Consider the following 16,966-nt stretch of genomic DNA (forward strand, 5'->3'; position numbering starts at 1 on the left):
CCCCAAGGCGGGTCGCCGGCGATCCATCGCCATCATCATCGACGACCGGCCGCACCCGCGGCCGAAAGCTCGTGAGCGAAGCGCCGCCAGCGTGGCACATCTTTCCGTGTACATCTGTGTTGTTGCAATCCCGGTGAATCCCGACCAATATCGGTGAGGAACTCGAATGGCTATTCGCGCACAGAGATATGGAAGCCATATCGAAAGATATTGCAATGCCCGCCCCGAAGAGGTGCTCAAATGACAATCGACATGCGCACACGCACCAACCGCGACATCCGGCCGATAGAGCCTCGCTCGTTCTTCCGGGAACTGCCGAACCTGCTCATGACGACCGGTCCGCAGGCCGCTCGGGCGGCGGCACGGCTCGGACTGGGCCCGCTTTCGCTTCGAGTCGGCGACGCCATGTGCACTCTGGTCCCCGAAGCGGGAACCATCAAGATCATTAACGACGCCACCAGCGGAGATCTGGTCGTCGACATGAGCGAAGCCGCGTTCTCCGAGTGGGCCCAGGAGGTGCGCACCATGCTGGCCCTGCTGGTCTCAGGGGACGCGCAGGTGAGCAGTGGCGATTCGAACGCGGCGCTTGCCTGGGACGTGGTGCTCCGGGCGATGGTCGACGGCCGCTCGCTGTACGAGCCGGCATCCATATCGTTCACGAATTTGGACGGCTCGCCACTCGACCTCAATAGATCGTTCACGCCCGATGACGATGACGCCGAAATGGGAAGGTTTCTGGAGCAGGCCGGATTCCTGATGCTGCGCGGCTGGGTCGGACCTGATGCCGTCGCCGCCATTTCGGCCGACATCGACCGCGGTCTCGAAACCGCCCGCAAGGACGATCCGCACAGGTGGTGGGCGAAACTCGAGAACGGGCAGGAGACGTGTGTACGCCTCAAGCACTTCGACCGGATATCGGAAGCCGGCAAGCGCGTGGCGGAAAGCGATCCATTCCGGCGCCTGTGCAATCTGACCGGCGACTCCTTCGCGTTTCCCCCTTCCTGGGTGGAGTCGCTGATCAAACCCACCGGCGTGGTGGAAGGGCCCTCGGAGATTCGCTGGCACAAGGACTGCTGGCAAGGAAAGCATTCGTACTTCTGCAATGGTGTGACGATCGGGGTCCTGCTGGCGCCCTCCGACGAAGTCACTGGAGGAATCCGGGTCATGGCGGGCTCGCATCGTACGAACTTTCCGGCAGTCGATCACAACATCGACGAGGTGGACCTGCCGGTCCGGGCTCTCCACGGCGCACCGGGCGATCTCACGGTTCACCTGTCGTGCGTGATGCATGAGACCGTCGCCCCCCAGCAGGGTGAGCGACGCCTGATGTACGCCGGTTTCTCGCTGGTCGACCCCATGTCCGGCACCGGTGTCGACAATCGGTACACCATCAAACACGCAGACTGGTCGAACGCCGTCTCGTCGGCCTGGGACGTCTACGCGTAGCCCCGTACGACACTGAACCAGCCACCCGCCATCGATCTCAACCGTCAGAAGCGTAACCCTGGGATGGGACCAGATCCTTGGATACTCGCACTGCGATAGAGCTGATTTGCCGCAAAGCCGGTTACGACGTGTGGGCACGGTTGTCCGCCTCGATCACCGGGGAAGAGGCCCTCGTGGTGTCGGGCTCTCTGTTCGAGGGTATCGGCAACGTCCGGTCCGACCTGGACTTCTTCGTGGTGAGCAGCAGCCGCCCGCGCGACGTGCCCGTGCGTATGACGTTCGCCGGGAAAAGCTGGCTGGACATCGAATACGTGCAGGCACGGGAGGTGGAGGACCTCACCAGGAAGCTGGCGACGACCGATCCGAAGGACATCGCCCGGGTCCTCCAGCTGTCACGGCCGGAACTCGATCGCTACTACCGGCTTGCCATCGGCGCAACCGTCAAGGGCGCGTACCCACCAAGCGTGGTGTTCTCGCTGGAGGCGTATCGCCCCGTGCTCAGGTCATGGGCGATCCTTCACGCCGGTGCCTTCTCAGCGCGGGCGACGATCGCTCTGGACAGCGGTGACGTCACCGCCTCCACCCTTTACGCCAGTTATGCCGCCCACCTCTGCACCATGGGGACCCTGACCGACGTGGGGGAGCTCTACCCCTCGCCGAAGTACACCCTCGAGAAGGCGATCCGCGCCTTCGGCTCGGACTCCGCCGAGGTCAGCACGATCGCGGCGCTGCTTCACCCCTCGGATGACCCCGTGCATTATGTCCGCAAGGCGGTCGAGCACATCGACACCGTGCTGGCCGAGTGTCTGTCCGAAATGAACGCCGATGACCTCATGACCGAGGCGGCGGCGCCCATCGAGCACGATCGCCGTCTCTACGTCTCGACCCTCATGACGCGCAAGGCGGCGCACGACGTGCTGCCGGAGGACACGGCGGCGATCGCCGCGCTCGTTCCGGCCCTGGGCCCGCCGAAAGCGGAGGACGGCCAGAAGGCGGAGGACGGCCAGAAGCAGGAGCCCAGCGCCTGGCAAGCCGAGGCGCATCGCCTCGTGTTGCGCGAGGCTCTGATCGATGCCGGACTGCTGAGGCAGGTGAACCATGCGCGGTGAGATCGCGAAGGCGATGCCCATGCCGGTCGCGCTCCGGCGATCCCATGACGAATCCTCCGGCCGCCTCGAGATCATGGCGCTGATGTACGACCTCGACGGTGCCCTCAAGGCCGGGCAACTGGGGTTGGCACGGTACACCGCCGGCAGTCTCATCGACGCGTCGGTCGCTGTGTGGCTCCGTGAGCGCTGCACCGCGTTGCCCGCGTTCGAGCATGCCACGGCGAGGGCCAGAGTCGCATTGTCGGTGCTCAGGGCCGTCAACCCCGATCTGGCGAGCAGGGTTTCCGCTCTGTACTGTGCGGCACTGCCGCTGGACGTGGACGCGGTGACGTCACACTGCCAGGCGGTTCTCGACCTGGTCGGAGACTTGACGGGCCACGGAAGCGACGGGCTGGCCTCGGCGGTGCGCGCCTGGGCGGAAAGCGCACGGGCGACCCGTGACCTGTGTGAGCGACTCGGCGTGCCGGTGGGTGACTTCTATTGGGCGCCTCCGGATGCCGAGACATGGCACAGCGATGTCCTGAAGCACGCCGCCATGGAGGCTTCCTCCTGATAGTGCCGCCGAGCGAACGAAGGTGCGGTGCCGGCGGCACTAACGACGCCAGAGCGGAGACCGATCATGCTGCGGACAACGCCAGTGGAAGCAACGACCTTGACGAAGCCGGTCTCGGGTCCCGCACGCCGGAATCTGTCATGAAGGTGACGGAACGGCGGGCGAGCGGGTGGAACGGCGAACTCCTGCGACGCGTGTTCCTCCACCAGAACGGCCTGGCAGCCATTACAGCGCTGGCGACCTTGGAGGCCTCAGGGATCCTCGATCGGCTCAGCAGAGAACGACTGAGTTGCGCGGAGCTGGTCAACGACTCGCCGTCCCCTTGCGCGGTGGCGGCATCGATCGTGGCGGCGTGCGATGCGGGCTGGCTGGCGATGCATGACGACCGCGGCGTCGGCTCCGTGGTGTCACTGTCCACGTCGAGTGACGGTGCCTTCGCACTCGACATCCTCCTCGACGCTCACCGTGGGATCCGCGGGCGCGACCGTGGCCAGCCATGGTCCGACCAGGACACCACGGAGCGTCTTCTCGGCTGCGTCGACATCTTGACCTCGGCCAAGGCATCGATCAGCAGGCGCACCTCCCTGCCGGATGCTGCGGCGGACCTCCTCCTCCGCCTGGTGGAAGGTCTGCTCGCCGTACCGCTGCTGCCTCGGATCGCCCGCGGGCACGATCGGGCGGCCCTCGCTCCGGTGTTCGCCGCCCTGGACATGGGAACGTCGGAAGCCGGCATCAGGCGGGTGCTGTCCTTCTTCGGCCCCATGTACGGACTGGCCGGTTCCTACGCGAAGACGCTGATCCGGCTCCCGGATCGGGTGGCCGCCGGTCAGACGATCTCGCCCGTGGACGTCACGCGGCAGATCGACCGCGGCATCAACGTTCGTGCGAGTGCGACCGCACATCGTGGCTACTTTCACGCGGCGACCAGGCTTGTCGCCAGGCACTTCGACCAGACGTCGCCGGCGGAGCAGCCCCGCGCGATCCTCGACATCGGCTGCGGCGACGGATCGTGGCTGCGCGAGCTGTACGAATTTATCTGCACCTCGACATCGCGCGGCCAGTCCCTCAGGGAGTATCCGCTGGTTCTCCTCGGTGTCGACATGGACCCGGTGGCGCTGGAGATCAGCGAGCGCAACTTGTCAGACCTGCCGGCGATCTGCCTGCTCGGAGACGTCGGGCGGCCGGCGGCGGTGGCACAGGAAGTGACGTCCGCGAGCGGCATCGACATGGACGACATCATGTCCGTCCGTGCCTTCGTCGACCACAACCGGTCGCTGGGGCACATGGAGCCGGGCGAGGCCGGAAAAGTGCGCATCACCGACGGCGTGTACGCCACGCCGTCAGGTTCGATCATCTCTGCCGACGCGGTGCGGCAGGACTGGGCGGCGCACTACGCACAGTGGAGACAGGCATGTGGACGTCATGGCCTGGTGGTCATCGAGGCACACACGCTCGATATCGCGACGGTGAGAGAACGGCTCGAGAACAGCCACACGCTCGCTCTGCGGTATTACCACGCGCTGTCGGGGCAATCCCCCATCCCCTTCGAGGCCTTCCGTGGAGCGGCGTCCTTCGCAGGATTCACCTCGCGGCGCTCGGTTCTGTATCCGGAAACGCTGCCGACGACCAGCATCAACTGGCTCGCAGCCTCGGGGAACCCGTGAAGGCCGTGCGAGAGCCGCGACGTGGGCACGTTCGGCTTCGCCCTTCAGGCATACCGCGTGAACAGCAGGTCCAGCGCCTCGCGCACCAAGGGTTCGATCTCCCGGTTTCGGTTTTCGGAGATCCGTGCGAGCCGCGCCCGCTCGCCTTCGGAGGACGCGAACTCCCTGGGCGTCAGGGCGAGACACTCTTCCCCTGAGCCGACGTGCCCGGACGAACTCGCCCTGCCGGCGGCCAGCCGGAGCAGATCGGCTGGGTCGTCGGCTTCGCTGCCGTGGGCCACGCCATGGCAGAGAGGCACGTCACGCACGTGGCCGAGCGCGGCGATCGCGCCGGCGGCATCGTGAACCGATGCGAGCGTGGGGGCGTCCATCACCCAGACGAAATTCGCCAGCCCGTGCCAGTGGGGGGACGCTCCTTCCGCGCGGAGCAGTTCATCGATCTCCGCCATCCGGCGAAGTGGCGCGGCGGGATCGTCTCCCGCGCCGGCGAACCCGTGCGGGTCACCACCGAACCAGGCGATCCCGAGGCGATCCCGTGATGCGGAGAAACGCTCGGAGACATAAGCGAGCGAGGCGACGACCGTGTGCTCGAGCACCTCACGCGCGGCAGCGCTGGAATCGATTTTCAGGGCACCCCATGCAGTCATATTGCCTGCTCCTCACATGTGAGCCGAATCAGCGAATCGACTTCAGTAAGAGAAATCCACAGCCGCGCTGGAATGCACGGCCTCGAAACCCTGATATTGCTGCCACGATACGGGTGGGCGACAAACTGGAGCAAGCCGCCTTTCGCTGTACGTGGCCATTACGACAGAGTGGAACACGGCGGGACCACGCGTTCAGCTATTTTGGCAAGGCATAACAGAGGAGATTGCCGGTATGTCGTCCGACGGAGAGCGCCAGGGGATAAGCCGTCCGGCGGTCCACGGGATGAAACAGCGGTGGTCGGCGGCCACTGTCGAGTGCGGCCTGGTCCGCGACAGCGCCGCGTGGTTCGTCCTGCCGGCGCAGGCAGATCGCGCCGAGCTCGAAAGGACGTTCGCGGCGGCGGTCTTCCTCGCGCTGGCCCCGGCCACTCGTACCACGCTGGCCACCATGACCCGCCAGGGCGCCTACAGTTCCTTCTTCGCATCGGCGGCGGAACTCATGCCGGCGTTGCTCTTCTTCTGGGACGAGCCGACAGGGCGGGAGGAGTGGCACCGATATCTCTGGCCGGGCCCTCCGGCGCCCGGCCTCACGTGTCCGTATACGAAGGTGGTCCGAGCCGGGCGAGGTGTCCCTCCCGGCCAGGGGTTCTCCCTTCTCGAGACCGCCCACACCGCGGTTCAGCGCGCCGAGAGCGGTGTCGATGCCGACCCGTCCGACACCACCGCTCCTGCGCATCTTCGAAGATTCGCCGCGAACGCCTCCTTCCACGCCGGATCGTCCGTCGCGAACGGCGACAAGCTGACGCGCTTCTGCGCGCGACTCGCCGCTGATCTGTACGTCACGGCCTGGGCGCGTATCGACGCTGCCGCCGGTCACCGGAGAATGGCCGACGCTGACGGCGCGCCGTAGCGCCCCGGCCCGGCGATCACGACGAGCGAAGCTGCGGCCGGGCCGCTGGAGCGTGAGTGGGCCGGAGTCTCCCTGACCGTGCTCACCCCTGCCTGTCGCATGCGCTGTTGCCGATGGAGGTGATGACCTGGCGATAAAAATCGATCTGGAGAGCCAGGTCTGACAAGGGCATCCGTTCATCCGGCCCGTGTACGGTGCGGGCCGCCTCGGAGGTCGTCATCTCGCGCATGGGAAAGAACCCGTACGCGACCGTACCGTACCGTTCACGCAGCCAGTGCGAGTCGGTGAAGCCGGCGTCACACAGCGGCAACAGCAGCGATCCACCATCGACGTGCCGGACGAAACTTTCGATCGCTCCCCATAGTGGCGTGGACGTCGGTGACCGGCTGCCTCCTCGAATCGGCCGCCAGGCGACCTGGTAAGGCAGCTCAACCGCCGCCGCATCGAGGACGGCCTCGATCTCTTTACGGTCCCGCCCGGGCAGCAGCCAGCAGTCGAAGTGTATTTCGCAGACCGATGGGCGCCCAGCGAGGGAAGTCGAAACGATCTTCGCGGGCACGAGCGTGGCTCCGGTCAAGGGCGTGAGCAAGGTGCGCAGAGCGGGGTGGATGCTTCCTGCCGTGGCGGCGACCTCGCCCGGCGATCGTCCGGGCCCGGCGAGCGCGTCCATCACCACCGCGACCTCTTCGAGCAGGGTGTCGCCGACGTGCTGGCCGGCGACCTTGCTCACGAGCCGGCCGGCCTCAGCGATGGCGTTCGGGAGCTCGGCCAGCATGGTCAGCCCGGCGGGGGCGGTGATGGTGACGGTGAGCTCGGCGGTGACGCGCTCGGCGGTCGCGCAGAAGTAGACCACGCGGTCGTCAAGGACCATCCGGTCACCAGCGCCGTGCGTGAGGGCGTAGTCGGTCCGCAGCGCTTCAGGATGCCGGTCCAGCAGCCATCGGGTGCCGCACCTGGAGCCGAGTTCCTCATCGGCGGTGGCGGCGAGGACGACATCGCCGCGGAACGCGACACCTGAGCGCAGCAGCGAAGCCACTGCGACCGCCTGCGCCGCGGCCTGACCCTTGAGATCCAGGGCACCACGGCCCCAAACGCTGCCGTCGCGCACCATCCCGCCCCACGGATCCGATGACCACTCGGCGGGGTCGGCGTCAACCGTGTCCATGTGCGACAGCAGGAGCAGCGACGGACCGTCGCCGACTCCGTGGATGCGGCTGACGAGGTTGGCGCGTCCGGGCTCGGCCTCGTACACGGTGAAGTCGATGCCTGAGCGGCGCAGATATGCGCCCAGCACCGCCACGGCGGCCGCTTCGTCGCCCGGCGGATTGCACGATCGTGCCCGGATGAGTTGGGACAGGAGATTCTGGGCTTCCGTGACCAGCTCGTTCACGCGGACTCGGCTCCGTGACGTGGCGGCCCGCCTGCTGTCGGGCCGCGTTTCTCGACTATCCAATGCCACCGTGGCGCGTGGTTCTCGAGCAGAAGGTGTAACGCTTCGTGAAACAGCGAGTCGACCGAGCGGCCTGTCCGCCGGCTCAGTGCGTCGAGCTGACGCTGCTGCTCGACGGTTATCGGGAACGTCTGCGGCTGCACCTCAACGGGAGCGTCGGCCACGTGCACCGCATCACGGGTCAGCTTGGCGTGCCACAGGGCCTCGCCCACCGCCCAGAGAAGGTCCTGCCCGGTACGGCCGTGAAGGGGTGAGCGGGCGACCCCGAGACTTGCCGTCAACCGCACACCGTCGCCGTCGATCAGGCGGAAGTCGTGTTTGCCGATCAGCTGGTGCAGCTGCTCGGCCAGCCGGGAGGGCTCATGGGGATCGTCGGTGGTCAGGACGATCCATCCCTCGTCGCGTGATCCGGAATCCAGGAACGTCGCCTTCTCCGGGAGTGCCGCACGCACCACCTCATGGAGTTGTACGACGAGATGGCGCTTCTCTCTCACGCCGCGGCGGCGTACCACAGCGGACCGGTCGAGGTCGACGGCGATGATGGAGACATCGGTTCCGCCCCGCAGAACATCATCGACGAAGCGCCGGGCGAACTCTACCCGCTTCATGTCGGCGAACATCCGCTGCAGGTTGTGCTGGGGCTCGTCCCCCATCGGATAGGTGCTGAGATCAGCGTTGGTCGTCATCGTGATCACCTGCCGTTGCGAGTAGGGCGCGAACGCCGTGGACGGTCGCGGGACGGGACAGTGTCGTGATCTTCATTGCGGCGACGGCCTGGGCGAACACGCATGCCTCCTGCAGGGAACGCCCGTCGGCCAGGGCTGCCAGCAAACCCGCGACCAGCGAGTCGCCCGCGCCCAGAGTATTGACGGCACGGGTGGCGAACCCGGCCTGATGCGTGGTGCCCTCCGCATCGCTCACCAGGCATCCCCGCGACCCGAGTGACGTGACGACCCCGGCCGCGCCTCCGGCGATACATGCCTGCGCCAGCGCTCGGTTATCTCCTTCCGAGAAGGATGCGCCACTGCATATCGCGATCGCGACGCCGTTGACGCGGGACACGATATTGTCGCGCGCCGTCGCGGCATCGGTCAGCCACGGACGGAAGCCGAAGTCACACACCACGCGTGCACCTTGCTCGACCAGGGCCACGCGCAGTGGGTCGTAATCAGGGAAGCCGGGCACGTAGCACAGGACGTCGTCCCGCAGGGGGAGCTCCCGGGCCAGCGTGCTCAACGCCTCGCCGGGCCGTTTCATGTCACCGTGGTCCACGATGACGCGATGGCCACCGTCTGATTCGACGAGGATGGCGACCCTCGCGGTGTTGCCCGCCACGGATGTCCACCGCGAACAGTCGACGCCGGACGCGATCAGGCGCTCGCGCAGATGCTCGGCCAGACGATCCTGGCCGGACACGCCCACCATCGCGACTCGCCGTTCCAGCGCGGCCAGTTGTAACGCGACCATCGCGGCGCTGCCGCCGGGGTCCAGCTTCACATCACCGGCGCAGAACTCATCCGAGCCGGACGGATGGACGGTGACGTGCAGGCACACGTCACCGAATACGACGACGGGCACGTCGGGGGCGCCCGTCACAGCGTCACCCGGACGCCGTCCGTGGCGGCACGCTGCAGCGCGTCCGCGAACGCCACGGTGCGTAGATTGTCGGCACCGGTCGGGCCCGTCGGATCCTGGCCGTCCAGCCAGCCGAGATACCACCGTACGAGCCGCGTGTTCAGTTCGGCCAGCGGCGTCGGTTGGGCGGACGGCTCCAGCAGCACCTCGCCGTTGACCGTGACGCCCTCATCGACCACTCGTACGATGCCATGGTCGAATTCGAGCTCCCAGCCGGAGTTGAGTGGCACCACGGCGCTTCCGCGCGGCGCCCAGTTCGCCAGGTAGCGGACGACCGCCCCGCTGCGCAACTCGGCGCACATCGTCAGGCTGGCCGGGCCGCGAAACTCACTCCATGGCGGGCTGAAGGCATGCGCGACGATGGTTGCGGGCTCGTCGTCGATGACCCAGCGCACCAGGTCCAGCACGTGAACGCTGCCCTCCCACAGGACGGGCTGGTCCATCGCCAGCCGCCAGGCGAGACCAGGACGCCAGAAGGTGCCCTCGACGTTGAACGTGATCGTGGCGACTCCCAACCGGCCCAGGGTGCCCTTGCCGATGATGTCGCGCACCTTCAGGAATGCGGGCAGATAACGCATTTGCTGGATGATCGCCAGATGCCGGTCGGCTGCGGTGGCGAGCTCCATCATCCGTGACGCGTCCCCCATGGTGAGGGCCATCGGTTTGGCGACGAGAAAGTCCTTGCCGGCTCGGAACGCCGTCTCCGCGTGGCGAAGGTGATGGCCTGGTGGTGTGCAATCGACCACGAGTTGCGTGTCGGTGTCCCACCACCCGCTCTCGTCGCTGTCAAAGACCGCCGACGGCGTCACCTGGTGGGCACGCATGGCGTCGGCCAGAGCCTCAGCGTCGCGATCGACCACAGCGGCGATCTCGATGCCATTGGCCGCCAGCGCAGGGAGTACTTCGCGCCCGAATCCGCCGACGCCGAGCACGACGCTACGCATGGCCGTGGATTCCATGCCGGCAACGACCGATCTGTACCCGAAACATGGTCATGTTCTGCTCCTCATCGGGTGGACCTGGGTGTCCGAGGTGGATCAACTCGCCATCCGGGTGACGTTCCGGGCCCGCGTCTCATGGTTCTGCGGCGCGAGCGCGCCGGACCGGCGCAGTCGCAGAGCTCCGTGGCAGGCAAGACGGGTCGAGCGGGTGGGCCCCATCACCGATCACAGACCGATATACGGATGTCGATGGTCATCATTAATCCGTCAAGCCGGAATTGACAACAACCGTAATAAGGATCATTGGAGCTTTCTGTCAAGGGACCGGTCCGCCGCCGATCCGGCACGTGCCCTGGGTCGCACGGTGTCAATGGACAAGCGCGTGTCACCGCCGCCCCGGTGCGGCAGCACAGCACGCGGCACGAACGCCGCCGATCACCCGCGACCGTCCCCAGACGCCATCGCAGCCGTACCTGCCTGCTCCCGGAACGGCCTGCCCGGCCTCGGCAGGCTTGTGCAGCGGCACGCCGGCCGGTGTGCCGGACCTCGACCGGAGACGCTCAGAACTTTTGGCGTCAAGGAACTTGACGATCATAGTTCTTGCGGGTCCCCACCGACGAATCGGAGAATTTTCGGCAAGTAGCCACCAGGAAAAGATGACCCTCAGGTTTACCGCAGGATTGATCTAACGGTTGACCAACATGGCTTCCTATGTTTGCATCATTTCGTGCCTGCAGTCATAAGCACGTCATCACCGCCGACCGCACACAACTCTCTCACGAATCTCAGAGGCCCCCCAACTGACAAGAAAGGTCAACCAGGCTGCCTTTGTTGCCACGTCGTCCTCGCCCCATCGTAGTATGTCCTGCGAGTTTTCAGCCATGCGCCGGACGCGGACATCGGATGAACGCGCATGTCGCGCCATGATGCGGGTTGCCGCCCACACAGGAGCAGCAGCGGAAAACTGAACGCAGTGGACGAAGATCGTGATGAGGTCGAACCCGTGGCCTCGCGCGACGCTCCGCCGACCCTCGCATAGCTTGAGTGAATCGTTATTTCGTTGTCAAGTGTTCACCTGACACACTCCGGTTCTCTGCTCTGCATGCTTGCAGATAGCAGCATTACAGGCCATATCAGTGACGGCCCCGTCGACCCGTCCATGCCGCGCCCTTCACGACACCACTCACGCCTTCACCATGCGTTGCGCGAACATCAAGACCATGCTCCGGCAGACGACATCACCATGCCGCGGCGACCACGCCCGACCGGCGGTCCTTGAGCAGAGCTTGACAGCCCTAGTCTGCCTGGCGAACACCGATCCCAGGCAGGCGACGTCACCTCAGCAAACCCAGAAAAGGTGGTGCAATGTCTCAACGACTTCGTTCAGGAACATCTGTCCGAGCTCCTGAGACGCTGGCACACGACTCATCTCCCGCTCTCGGCGATCACGAACCCGGGCTCTCCCAAGAGACTGTCAAAGTGCACACGAGCAAGCTCTGCATTTCTGATTCGCCGCGCCTCAACGGTATTGACCGCGACCATGTGCGCATATTAGCGGAAGTCGATGATCCTCTACCCGCTATTATAGTTCACTATCCGACCATGCAGGTCATCGACGGCATGCACCGGCTTGAAGCGGCACTTCTCAAGGGCCTGACAGAAATAGATGCGCACTATTTCCGCGGCAATGAGGCGGAGGCCTTCCGGCTTGCGGTCGCCGCGAACATCAAGCATGGATTGCCGCTCACGCAGGCAGAACGCCAAAGTGCGGCGACACGCATCATCCGTTCCCATCCGCAACTGTCGGACCGTTCGATCGCCGCCATCACGGGCCTCTCCGCAAAGACGGTTGCCCGCATTCGCCACGTCTCTCACGGCGGGATAACCGATCAGCGGATCGGCCGTGACGGAAAAGTGCGGCCGTTGAGCACCGCGGAGGGCCGGCGAATCGCTTCCCGCACGATCATCGACCGGCCGGGCGCCTCTTTACGGGAGATCGCGCGGGAGGCAGGCGTCTCGGTCGGGACCGTGCGGGATGTGCGCGCACGCCTCGCGTCAGGCCAAGATCCCGTGCCTTCCCGGCACCGCACGCCGTACGAGCGAGAACCGTCGCGCGCCGCGGCGGGCAGGCCGGACGCGCACCATGCCGTGAGCACTCTGGATCCAGGGGAGATGCTGGACGGCCTGCGCCGCGATCCCGCGCTGCGCTACAGCGAGTCAGGCCGGCATCTGTTGCGTTGGCTGGGGGCACACGTCGTGAGCATCACGCAGGCTCGGACGACGCTCGGCAACGTGCCGCCGCACTGCGCCGTCGTCGTCGCCAAGATTGCTCGTGGGTACGCGGATGTTTGGAGGTTGCTCGCCATCGAACTGGAGCGGCAGGACGACGACATGTGACGACGACCGGCTACTGGAGCGACGGAAGCAGGACGTTCACGCCATGCGCGGGAGCGGGCAAGGAGGCGCACCACCGCGAGGCCCGGCCGAGCCGGGACGGCGGCACCCCCACGGTCGGCCACGCCGTCCTCCGGCGCGACCGGCTCTCCGGTACGGTGAGGCTCCGCGACCGGCACGACGAGTCCGCGGCCGATCGAGGTGAACACGATCCGCCCGGCGGCCTCGCACGGAAGGTGAGACGTTGCGCTGGCTCTGGTGGCTGGGGGCTCCGGTCCTCGCCGCGATGCTGCTGTTCCTGGCGGCGCGCGACATCGTGCCCGCGTACACCGCCCAGTTCGGTTCCGGCGTCCCCGGCGTCTTCACCGCCACCGAGCACGATTGCGGCGGCCGGACCTGTACGTGGGTGGGCTCCTTCGTCGCCGACGACTCGTCGGCCCGGCGACGCGTCACGCGGGCGACGGGCGACGGCCTGAGGCGGGTGGGCGACAGCGTTCCGGCCGAGGACACCGGCAACCCGTACATCGTCTACCCGGTGACCGGCTCCTCGGACTGGCTGCTGATCACCATCCTCGGCGCGGCAAGCATCGTGGTGCTCGGCCTCTGGGTCAGGGGCGTGGTCCGCGCGCTCCGCCGGCCGTGAGGGCGCCGCCGCCTCACATTCCGAGGCGATGTGTCGTACTGGTGGGATACCATCCACCCGCCACCGGCGGCCCAGTCGATCCGAGGAAAACCCATGTCAGGCAACAGAGCGACGTTCCAGCACTTCCACGAGGCCATCAACAGCGGCGACGCGGAGCGCATCGCGGCGACGATCGACGAGGTCGTCGATCCGGGCATGATCTTCCACGCGCCGGTGCCGACGGATCTGCCGGGACCGCAGGCGCTCAAGCAGGTGTGGGCGGTGCTTCTTCGCGGATTCCCCGACATGCGCGTCGAGGTCGAGGACGTGATCGCCGAAGGAGACAAGGTCGTTTCCAGGAACACGGTCACCGGCACCCACCAGGGCGAGTTCAGGGGCCTCCCGCCGACCGGCCGGTCCGTCGCGTACAACGAGATCTTCATCTTCCGCTTCGCCGACGGCCGGATCGCTGAGATCTGGGGCGTCGTCGACCTCCTGACGCAGCTGAGACAGCTCGGCGCCGTTCCGTCCTAGCCAGACCGCACCCCCGCGGGGATCAGGGCGCGAACCCGATCCCCGCCGCCTGCGGCGCTCGCGGTCCGGCCGTCTAGCGCGTGTCGGAGTCGGTGTCCTTCAGCGCGGCGCGGCCGGCTTCCAGGCGGGCCACCGGGATGCGGAACGGGCTGCAGGAGACGTAGTCCAGCCCCACCTCGTGGCAGAAGTGCACGGAGTCAGGGTCACCGCCGTGTTCGCCGCAGATTCCCAGGTGCAGGCCGGGACGGGTGGCCCTGCCCTCCTCGACCGCGATCTCGATCAGGCGGCCGACGCCCTCCCTGTCGAGGGTCTCGAAGGGGGATACGCCGAAGATGCCGAGGTCGAGATAGCGCGAGAAGAACGACGCCTCCACGTCGTCCCTGGAAAAGCCCCAGGACATCTGGGTGAGGTCGTTGGTGCCGAAGGAGAAGAACTCCGCGGCCTCGGCGATCCTGGCCGCTGTCAGCGCCGCTCTGGGGACCTCGATCATGGTGCCGACCAGGGCCTCGACGCCGGCCTCCGCGAGGATCCTGACGGCCTCCTCGCGTACGGACTCCAGCTCCTGTACGGCGGCCACCAGCGGGATCATGATCTCCGGCCGGGCGCCCGGCACCTCCTTCGCCGCCTGGGCGATGGCGCGCACCTGCATGGCGAACAGGCCGGGGATGACCAGGCCGAGGCGTACGCCGCGCAGGCCGAGCATGGGGTTCTGCTCGTGCAGGCGCTTGACCGCGGCCAGGAGCCTGCGGTCCTTGTCGGTGACGTCGGATGAGGTGGCGACCTCGACGGAGAGGTCCACGATGTCGGGGAGGAACTCGTGCAGGGGAGGGTCGATGAGGCGGATGGTGACGGGATCGCCGTCAATAGCCTGAAATATCGCTACAAAGTCTGCTTTCTGGAGCGGCTCCAGGGCGTTCAGCGCAGCCTGGCGTTCGTCGTCCGCCGTCGCCAGGACCAGGTCCTCCACCAGCCGCCTGCGCTCCCCCAGGAACATGTGCTCGGTGCGGCACAACCCGATCCCCTGCGCGCCGAACCGGCGGGCCCGCGCCGCGTCGTCCGGGGTGTCCGCGTTGGCCCGCACGCCGAGCCGGCGGGCGGCGTCCGCGTGGCGCATGATCCGGTCGACGGCCCTGACCAGCTCGTCGTCCGGCTCGGCGCCCTCGAAGTAGTCGACGACCGCCGAGTCCACCACCGGCACCTCCCCGAGGAACACCTCCCCCGTGGTCCCGTCGATGGAGATGAGGTCGCCCTCGGAGACGACCACGCCGCCCGGCGCGGTGAACCTGCGCTCCTCCGTGGACACCTCCAGCTCCTCCGCCCCGCACACGCACGTCTTGCCCATGCCGCGGGCGACCACGGCCGCGTGGGAGGTCTTGCCGCCGCGGCTGGTCAGGATGCCCCTGGCGGCGATCATGCCGGCCAGGTCGTCGGGGTTGGTCTCGCGCCGGACCAGGATGGCGTCCTCGCCCTGCTCCGACAGCTCGACGGCCCGCTCCGAGCAGAAGACGGCCCTGCCGACGGCGGCGCCGGGAGAGGCGTTCATGCCCTTGCCGATCTTCTTCCGGTCGGCGTCCGCGTCGAAGCGCGGGAACATGAGCTGGGCCAGCTGGTCGCCGGTGACGCGGGTGACGGCCTCGTCGAGCGTGATCAGGCCCTGGTCGACGAGCTGGGTGGCGATGCAGAACGCGGCCGCCGCCGTGCGCTTGCCGACGCGCGTCTGCAACATCCAGAGCTTGCCGCGCTCGATCGTGAACTCGATGTCGCACAGGTCCCTGTAGTGGTTCTCCAGGGTCTCCATGATCGCTAGGAGCTCGTCGTACGAGTGTTTGTCGATGCGTTCGAGCTCCTGGAGCGGGATCGTGTTGCGGATGCCGGCCACCACGTCCTCGCCCTGCGCGTTCTGCAGGTAGTCGCCGTAGACGCCCTGCCGGCCCGAGCCGGGGTCGCGGGTGAAGGCGACGCCGGTGCCGGAGTCGTCACCGTAGTTGCCGAAGACCATGGCCATGATGTTCACGGCGGTGCCGAGGTCGGCGGGGATGCGCTCCTGGCGGCGGTAGAGGATGGCGCGTGGCGCGTTCCACGAGTCGAAGACGGCCCTGACGGCCAGGCGCATCTGCTCGCGCGGGTCGGCGGGGAAGTCGTCGCCCGTCTGCTCGCGGACGATGCCCTTGTACGTCTCCACGAGCCGCTGCAGCTCGCCCGCGTCGAGGTCGGTGTCGTTGCGCCTGCCCTTGACGGCGTCGAGCGCCCGCTCGAACAGGTCGCCGTCGATCCCGAGCACCGTCTTGCCGAACATCTGGATGAGCCGGCGATAGGAGTCCCACGCGAAACGCTCGTTGCCGCCCGCCTGCTTGGCCAGGCCGTGCACCGACTCGTCGTTGAGCCCGATGTTGAGCACCGTCTCCATCATGCCCGGCATGGAGAATTTCGCCCCGGAGCGTACGCTGACGAGTAGCGGGTCGCCGGCCTGCCCGAGTTTCCTGCCCATGCGGCCCTCGAGCGCGTCCAGATGCTCCGCGACCTCCTGCTCCAGGCCTCCCGGTGTCGAGCCTTCCGCCAGGTAGTGGCGGCAGGCCTCGCTGGTGATCGTGAATCCGGGAGGAACGGGCAGCCCGAGGTTGGTCATTTCGGCGAGGTTGGCTCCCTTACCGCCGAGAAGATCCTTGAGATTCCTGTTGCCCTCGGTGAAATCGTAAACGTACTTGGCCACCACAGCTCCAATCCGACGCCTCTGAACCGGACTCTACCGGCGAAATTGATGACGAAACTGCACTCCTCTCATAAGACAACATTTGTGCAGGTGAACGCCCCCAGAAAGGTCTAATCCAATTATACGACCGTTAGCCGGGAAATTGGATTAGACCAATTGGTTTAAACCAATTCTTGGGAAAGGAGAAGCGGTCCCCGACCACACGATCCCGGCACCCGCCCCCACGCATGGCGGAGGCGCCCCCGCCGACCGGCGGAGGCGCCTCCCGTAAGACGCTAGGCGAGCGGGTTGTCCTCGGGCGACAAGCCGGGCACCCCGTCGCGCGGCGGCAGCCAGAGCACGAACGTCGCG

Annotated in this window: 14 protein-coding genes; 8 read left to right on the forward strand and 6 right to left on the reverse strand. The window is 66.8% G+C overall.

Translation table 11 applies throughout. The features are described 5' to 3' along the window. Positions 1–240: 240 nt before the first annotated feature. The 4 genes from E1294_RS44820 (at position 241) to E1294_RS44835 (ending at position 4,772) form a co-directional block, all read left to right on the forward strand. Complete coding sequence (locus E1294_RS44820; RefSeq protein ID WP_132517697.1) at positions 241–1,446, forward strand: phytanoyl-CoA dioxygenase family protein; 1,206 nt, start codon at positions 241–243, stop codon at positions 1,444–1,446. A 140-nt stretch (positions 1,447–1,586) separates the two neighbouring features. Beyond that, on the forward strand, positions 1,587–2,555 hold the full coding sequence (locus E1294_RS44825) for a hypothetical protein (protein WP_132517699.1): 969 nt from the start codon (positions 1,587–1,589) through the stop codon (positions 2,553–2,555). Further along, positions 2,545–3,108, forward strand: coding sequence for a hypothetical protein (locus E1294_RS44830; protein ID WP_132517701.1), 564 nt, complete (start codon positions 2,545–2,547; stop codon positions 3,106–3,108). The genes E1294_RS44825 and E1294_RS44830 overlap by 11 nt, the downstream gene beginning before the upstream one ends. 2 nt (positions 3,109–3,110) lie before the next feature. Then, a complete protein-coding gene (locus tag E1294_RS44835; protein ID WP_132517703.1) occupies positions 3,111–4,772 on the forward strand; it encodes a class I SAM-dependent methyltransferase in 1,662 nt (553 codons plus the stop codon). A 44-nt stretch (positions 4,773–4,816) separates the two neighbouring features. Here E1294_RS44835 and E1294_RS44840 read toward each other — a convergent pair whose 3' ends face one another. Next, a complete protein-coding gene (locus E1294_RS44840) occupies positions 4,817–5,419 on the reverse strand; it encodes a hypothetical protein (protein ID WP_132517705.1) in 603 nt (200 codons plus the stop codon). 232 nt (positions 5,420–5,651) lie between these two features. Between E1294_RS44840 and E1294_RS44845 the strand changes: the two genes are divergently transcribed. Continuing rightward, positions 5,652–6,329, forward strand: a complete 678-nt coding sequence (locus E1294_RS44845) for a hypothetical protein (protein ID WP_132517707.1) — start codon at positions 5,652–5,654, stop codon at positions 6,327–6,329. 82 nt (positions 6,330–6,411) lie between these two features. On the opposite strand, the gene E1294_RS44850 is transcribed toward E1294_RS44845, so the two are convergent. Genes E1294_RS44850 through E1294_RS44865 form a run of 4 tightly spaced genes read right to left on the reverse strand, consistent with a single transcriptional unit; the run spans position 6,412 to position 10,373 of the window. Next, positions 6,412–7,788 (reverse strand): M20/M25/M40 family metallo-hydrolase, encoded by a 1,377-nt coding sequence (locus E1294_RS44850; protein WP_342775152.1) that lies wholly within the window; start codon positions 7,786–7,788, stop codon positions 6,412–6,414. Next, positions 7,716–8,474 (reverse strand): hypothetical protein, encoded by a 759-nt coding sequence (locus E1294_RS44855; RefSeq protein ID WP_132517711.1) that lies wholly within the window; start codon positions 8,472–8,474, stop codon positions 7,716–7,718. The genes E1294_RS44850 and E1294_RS44855 overlap by 73 nt, the downstream gene beginning before the upstream one ends. After that, the gene (locus tag E1294_RS44860) at positions 8,449–9,375 is read right to left on the reverse strand and encodes a carbohydrate kinase family protein (protein ID WP_165977835.1); all 927 of its coding nucleotides are present in this window, start codon (positions 9,373–9,375) and stop codon (positions 8,449–8,451) included. Before E1294_RS44860 ends, E1294_RS44855 begins: the two co-directional genes overlap by 26 nt. Continuing rightward, positions 9,372–10,373 carry a Gfo/Idh/MocA family protein gene (locus E1294_RS44865; protein WP_132517715.1) on the reverse strand — a complete coding sequence of 334 codons (1,002 nt, stop codon included), beginning with the start codon at positions 10,371–10,373 and terminating at the stop codon, positions 9,372–9,374. Before E1294_RS44865 ends, E1294_RS44860 begins: the two co-directional genes overlap by 4 nt. Before the next feature lie 1,461 nt (positions 10,374–11,834). On the opposite strand from E1294_RS44865, the gene E1294_RS44870 reads away from it, so the two are divergent. From E1294_RS44870 to E1294_RS44880, 3 genes are all read left to right on the forward strand, one after another. After that, on the forward strand, positions 11,835–12,752 hold the full coding sequence (locus tag E1294_RS44870) for a ParB/RepB/Spo0J family partition protein (protein ID WP_165977836.1): 918 nt from the start codon (positions 11,835–11,837) through the stop codon (positions 12,750–12,752). 241 nt (positions 12,753–12,993) lie between these two features. Continuing rightward, positions 12,994–13,392: a hypothetical protein gene (locus E1294_RS44875; RefSeq protein WP_132517719.1), complete on the forward strand. Its 399-nt coding sequence runs from the start codon at positions 12,994–12,996 to the stop codon at positions 13,390–13,392. Between the two features lie 93 nt (positions 13,393–13,485). Next, entirely contained in the window at positions 13,486–13,905 is a 420-nt protein-coding gene (locus E1294_RS44880) for an ester cyclase (RefSeq protein ID WP_132517721.1), read from the forward strand. Between the two features lie 73 nt (positions 13,906–13,978). Here E1294_RS44880 and ppdK read toward each other — a convergent pair whose 3' ends face one another. Beyond that, positions 13,979–16,615 (reverse strand): pyruvate, phosphate dikinase, encoded by a 2,637-nt coding sequence (gene ppdK, locus E1294_RS44885; protein ID WP_132517723.1) that lies wholly within the window; start codon positions 16,613–16,615, stop codon positions 13,979–13,981. Positions 16,616–16,966: the final 351 nt, after the last annotated feature.

This window comes from Nonomuraea diastatica (genome assembly GCF_004349015.1).
GTDB classification, from domain to species: Bacteria; Actinomycetota; Actinomycetes; order Streptosporangiales; family Streptosporangiaceae; genus Nonomuraea; species Nonomuraea diastatica.

Bases quoted from the DNA above. Each gene is read 5' to 3' on its own strand.
- E1294_RS44865 (WP_132517715.1), bottom strand. From the start codon at position 10,373: ATGGAATCCACGGCCATGCGTAGCGTCGTGCTCGGCGTCGGCGGATTC.
- E1294_RS44845 (WP_132517707.1), top strand. From the start codon at position 5,652: ATGTCGTCCGACGGAGAGCGCCAGGGGATAAGCCGTCCGGCGGTCCAC.
- E1294_RS44840 (WP_132517705.1), bottom strand. From the start codon at position 5,419: ATGACTGCATGGGGTGCCCTGAAAATCGATTCCAGCGCTGCCGCGCGT.
- E1294_RS44880 (WP_132517721.1), top strand. From the start codon at position 13,486: ATGTCAGGCAACAGAGCGACGTTCCAGCACTTCCACGAGGCCATCAAC.
- E1294_RS44820 (WP_132517697.1), top strand. From the start codon at position 241: ATGACAATCGACATGCGCACACGCACCAACCGCGACATCCGGCCGATA.
- E1294_RS44830 (WP_132517701.1), top strand. From the start codon at position 2,545: ATGCGCGGTGAGATCGCGAAGGCGATGCCCATGCCGGTCGCGCTCCGG.